Source organism: Winogradskyella sp. Asnod2-B02-A (assembly GCF_045063645.1).
Lineage (GTDB): Bacteria > Bacteroidota > Bacteroidia > Flavobacteriales > Flavobacteriaceae > Winogradskyella.
In genome coordinates, this window is sequence record NZ_JBEFOG010000001.1 from 1 (window position 1) to 4,760 (window position 4,760).

The 4,760-nt window shown below is 30.0% G+C and carries 8 protein-coding genes; all 8 read left to right on the forward strand.

From position 1 onward, the window contains the following. Window positions 1-128: 128 nt before the first annotated feature. The gene (locus ACJJVO_RS00005) at window positions 129-689 is read left to right on the forward strand and encodes a hypothetical protein (protein ID WP_405568887.1); all 561 of its coding nucleotides are present in this window, start codon (window positions 129-131) and stop codon (window positions 687-689) included. Between the two features lie 269 nt (window positions 690-958). After that, window positions 959-1,522 carry a TetR/AcrR family transcriptional regulator gene (locus ACJJVO_RS00010; RefSeq protein ID WP_405568888.1) on the forward strand — a complete coding sequence of 188 codons (564 nt, stop codon included), beginning with the start codon at window positions 959-961 and terminating at the stop codon, window positions 1,520-1,522. Window positions 1,523-1,573: 51 nt separating this feature from the next. Beyond that, window positions 1,574-2,023 (forward strand): DUF2798 domain-containing protein, encoded by a 450-nt coding sequence (locus ACJJVO_RS00015; RefSeq protein ID WP_349664794.1) that lies wholly within the window; start codon window positions 1,574-1,576, stop codon window positions 2,021-2,023. Window positions 2,024-2,043: 20 nt separating this feature from the next. Beyond that, the gene (locus tag ACJJVO_RS00020) at window positions 2,044-2,601 is read left to right on the forward strand and encodes a carboxymuconolactone decarboxylase family protein (RefSeq protein WP_349664792.1); all 558 of its coding nucleotides are present in this window, start codon (window positions 2,044-2,046) and stop codon (window positions 2,599-2,601) included. Window positions 2,602-2,663: 62 nt separating this feature from the next. Continuing rightward, the gene (locus ACJJVO_RS00025) at window positions 2,664-3,086 is read left to right on the forward strand and encodes a hypothetical protein (RefSeq protein WP_349664790.1); all 423 of its coding nucleotides are present in this window, start codon (window positions 2,664-2,666) and stop codon (window positions 3,084-3,086) included. Window positions 3,087-3,174: 88 nt separating this feature from the next. Further along, window positions 3,175-3,867 (forward strand): haloacid dehalogenase type II, encoded by a 693-nt coding sequence (locus tag ACJJVO_RS00030; protein WP_349664788.1) that lies wholly within the window; start codon window positions 3,175-3,177, stop codon window positions 3,865-3,867. Between the two features lie 160 nt (window positions 3,868-4,027). Next, a complete protein-coding gene (locus ACJJVO_RS00035; RefSeq protein ID WP_405568891.1) occupies window positions 4,028-4,174 on the forward strand; it encodes a hypothetical protein in 147 nt (48 codons plus the stop codon). Window positions 4,175-4,191: 17 nt separating this feature from the next. Beyond that, a complete protein-coding gene (locus ACJJVO_RS00040; protein ID WP_405568894.1) occupies window positions 4,192-4,503 on the forward strand; it encodes a hypothetical protein in 312 nt (103 codons plus the stop codon). Window positions 4,504-4,760 lie beyond the last annotated feature (257 nt).

The following is a 4,760-nucleotide window of genomic DNA, read 5'->3' on the forward strand; positions in this document are numbered from 1 at the left end:
TATATAATTTATTGCTGCTTCTCGCCTACTCACGAAAAGTCCTGCGGATTTTCTATGTCATTATTATTTGCTAACTTTAGTCCTTAAACACGCAACAAACCATATACTAAACCGTTGGCAAACATTTGATGAAACGCATATTTAAAATAATCGGAATACTTTTAATCGTAGTTTTTGCTTTGGTATATTTTTTTTCAAATTATATCGCAGGACCTTTAGCTGCTTGGAATTCTCAACAAGTATGGAAAGAATATGAAAAAGAGCATTTGGAAACTCAATCAGTCGATAATGAAATAATTGGAGTTTACGAATATCAAACCGAAAATAAGGAAGAAAATCATTCTATTTTTATTGACATAGTTGACAACAAATTAGTTGGATTCTATTTCGGAACTGAAGACGGAAGTGGACACGGAATTTTTTATTACGGAAATCCACTCTTGAATTTTAAGTTGACTGTAAACGAAATTGCGTTTGAAATTGGACAAAGAGAATTATTTGAAACAACACGAAATAAAGTTTACGAGGCGAACGAAAAGTCGAAAAAAGAAATCGCTGTTGGAATTTCTAAAAGTCCTTTAAAATATTCTGGAGAATTGACCGAATTCGGATTTGAATTAAATTGCGAATCTGAATTTAAAGATTGTTGGGAGAATAAAATGGAATTTAAAAAAATTTACGATTTATAAAAAACGATTTGCCAACATCGTGTATAAAAAAATGCTACATTAGTGCTTAAATAAAGATCGTTGCTCTTTTGTTACGTCTGATTTTCCTACGGAAAATCCTCGCATACAAAAACGCAGCTTTTCATACACAAACACGTTGTACCCAATTACCCAAAACCACAACTTCCATACTCATTTTCAACCAATAGACAGAAAATCAAAAAATAAAAGTTAAAATATTTTTTTATTTCTAACCGATTGTTTAGTTTTGTCCTGTAATTAAATATTAAATGCCAAGAACAAAGAAATATAACGAGGAAGAAGTAATTGAAAAAGCTATGAATTTATTCTGGCGAAATGGTTATGAAACTACTTCTATGCAAATGCTTGAGAAAGAAATGGGAATTAATAAATTCTCAATCTATTCAAGTTTTGGTAGTAAGAATGGTGTATTTCTTGAAAGTTTAAAATGTTATAAGCAAAAGCTAAACAAGCTCATAAATGAATTAAAGTCTACTCAAAAAGGTATTTTAGGAATTAAACAATACTTCTACGACTTTATTGAATTCACAAAAGAAACAGAATTCGGTAAAGGTTGTTTAGTAACCAACACAGCAAATGAAATTGGAGAAGATGCAGACGAACAGATAAAAGAATCTTTGGCAAAATTTACAAATGAGGTAAAACTTGTATTTGCTAATATTTTAAAACAAGATAAAACTAAAGATATTGCAACGATTGAACAACAAGCTGATTTTCTAATTATATCTATGTTCGGTTTATCTTCCGCTACACGAATATTTAACAAAACTCAATTAGATAATTATATAGAGAACATATTTAAAAACACTTAACATTTTTTTTAACCCATAACTAACCGATTGTTTAGTTATAAAATTATTCAAATGAAACAAAAGCTAAAGAAATTTAAAATTTTACCAATGTTATTAATAGTTATTACAGGTTTATTAACCTATAAAAAAATTAATCCTAATCAAGAATTTATTTCTCATTGGTTACAATTTTATGCTATTGCCTTTTTTCTAGTAATACCTATTGCAATTCTATTAATAACATTCGTAGGTAAATCTGTGGACAAATATTTGGCAGAGAAACACATATTGGTTCAAGGAATCGCTAACGTACTTCCTGTTATATTAATAATTGGAACATTAATGACAGGTATATCTGTTTTGGTAATCGACAAACCTCAATCTTTATTATCAATGTTATCTATTTGGAATAAAGAATTAATAAAAAATACACCAATTCTACTAACCATAATATTAATTGTAGGATTAATTATAAAACCACTTTCAATAAAGAGAATACAAAGAAAATCAATAAATCAGTAAAACAATTAAAAATTAAAATTATGACAACATTAAAAATCCACAACATCGAAACAGCACCAGAAGGTAGCAAAGCTTTATTAGAGCAATCTCAAAAACAAAATGGAATGATTCCAGGTTTACACGGAGTTTTAGCTGGAGCACCAGGAATATTAGAAGCATACCAAACTTTGCACAAACTGTTCACACAATCTTCATTTAACAAAGAAGAATTAACGGTAGTTTGGCAAACTATAAACGTAGAGCACGAATGTCATTATTGTGTACCAGCACATACAGGAATTGCTAATATGATGAAAGTAGATTCATCTTTAAGCGAAGCGTTGAGAAACAGAACAGCTATGCCAACAGAAAAGTTACAAGTCTTACACGATTTTACTTTAAAGATTGTACGCAATCGTGGACACGTAACACAAGATGATTTGAATACATTTTATGCAGCAGGTTATGAAGAAAGGCAAGTTTTGGAAATCATTTTAGGTTTATCACAAAAAGTGATAAGTAATTATACTAATCATATTGCAAATACACCTGTAGATGCACCTTTTCAAAAATTTGCTTGGAAAGCAGAAACAGTTTAATTCTAACCCAATAAGATAAGTTCAGACCAATGGTTTGAACTTATCTATTTTAAAATTTAATTATGAAAAAATCAGTAAAAATAGCCACTGGAATTTTAGGTTTTTTTATGCTAATTCCCGGATTAGCAAAATTCACTGAACCATTTAAAACTTTCATCTATGAACATCTAACTATTATAGGGTTTCCATTCCCAGACCTAATGCAATATGTCGTAAAATTTAGTGAAATCGGAATTGGATTGGTTTTAATTTACTTGACATTTAAAGGAAATACTTTAAGTTCTTCATTAAGGAATAAAATCTTCTATTTAGGTAACTTATCAATAATTGCTATGATGGTAGTCGCTGTTTATACACATCTTCATCCAGATGTTCCTGCTGAAGTATTACCAATGGAATTTAAACCACCAATAATGCCAATTGGTTATATTCTTTTAGTGATTTATAATTTGTACTTATTTAGAAGCAGTAATGAAAAGCAATAGAAGGAATTTCATAAAAAACCTTGGAGTATTAGGGACTTCATCAATTTTAGCACCTAATATTATTATAGGACAAACAAATAAAAGTAATATGAAAACTATCAATAAAGAAAGACCTAAAGTTTTGTTTTTCGATGTAAATGAAACCTTATTGGATTTAACACAAATGAAACAACAAGTTGGAGAAGCACTAAACGGAAAAGAAGATTTACTTTCGCTTTGGTTTACAACAATGCTACAGTATTCTTTGGTTACTTCGGCAAGCGGTCAATATGATCATTTTGGAAATATTGGTGCCGCAACACTTCAAATGGTAGCCGCAAATAATAATATTACGATTTCAGAAAATAAAGCACGTGAAATTATTTTAAATGCCTTACGAGGTTTACCTGCACATCCAGAAGTAAAAGGTGCGTTAAATCAATTAAAAGAAAACGGATACAAATTAGTATCATTTACAAATTCATCTAATGAAGGTGTAAAAAAACAATTTGAAAGTGCTGGATTAACCGAGTATTTTGATGAACGATTAAGCGTTGAAGAAGTTGGAAAATTCAAGCCATTTAGAGAAACTTATGAATGGGGAGCAAGGAAAATGGGAGTAAAACCCAATGAAGCAATGTTAATTGCAGCACACGGTTGGGATGTTGCAGGTGCATTATGGGCAGGTTGGAGAGCTGCATTCATCAGCCGACAAGGACAGCAAATATTTCCACTAGCACCTAAAACCGAAATTGCAGAATCGGATTTACAAAAAACAGCAGATATACTAATTGAATATTGATAAGTTGACTAAAAAATAACTGGGTACAACAACGTATATAAAAAATAGCAGTTAAGAACTAAATTTAAAGTTTGGTTCATTTCTGCTATCTTTGTTTTTAAACTGAAAAATGGCACATATAAATCTGCTACTTTTCATATACAAGACCGTTGTAAACAATATGAGAAAAACGATATTCACAATATTATCATTATTGATTTTCCAAATAGGAATTTCTCAAAACTTAACTGAATCTGATTTAATTGGAGAATGGGAATTTATAGAATTGCAAGATGAGAATGGAGAAAGCAAACTAAAATTCCTCTAATAAGATTCGGAAGAGATATGGGAATTGAAAATGTAAATAGAGATAGTTATGTTTTCAATGATGACGGAACATATAAAAGTTTTAATCCGTTAAATGTGTCATATGGAACTTGGTATCTTGATGAAAAGACTCAAGAGATAAATTTGGAACTACAAATTGCACCTGACAGCCCATATTTACCATCTCTGAAAAAAGCTAAAATCGTAAAAAAAAGAAAAGACGGATTTTATTATCAAAAACCTGTGAAGAAAAAAATATTGATTTATTCAAAAGACGGAATGACTATAGCAGATAGAGAAAAATACGTATTAATTTACAAGCGGAAATAAATACTGTTTACAACAAAGTATAAAAATAATGCTTAGTTTAGTGCTTAATCGATAGTCCGTGCTTTTTTGTTACATCTGATTTTCCTGCGGAAAATCCTCGCACACAAAACCGCACTATTCTTATACATAAACGTTGTAAGCAATTTAAGAAAATGAGAAAACTGATAATAATTGGAACATTTTTTTTGACTTTATTTTCTTGTCAATACTTAAACCAATTGAATTCGGACAATTCTCTGACCGAAAAAATTGAATCG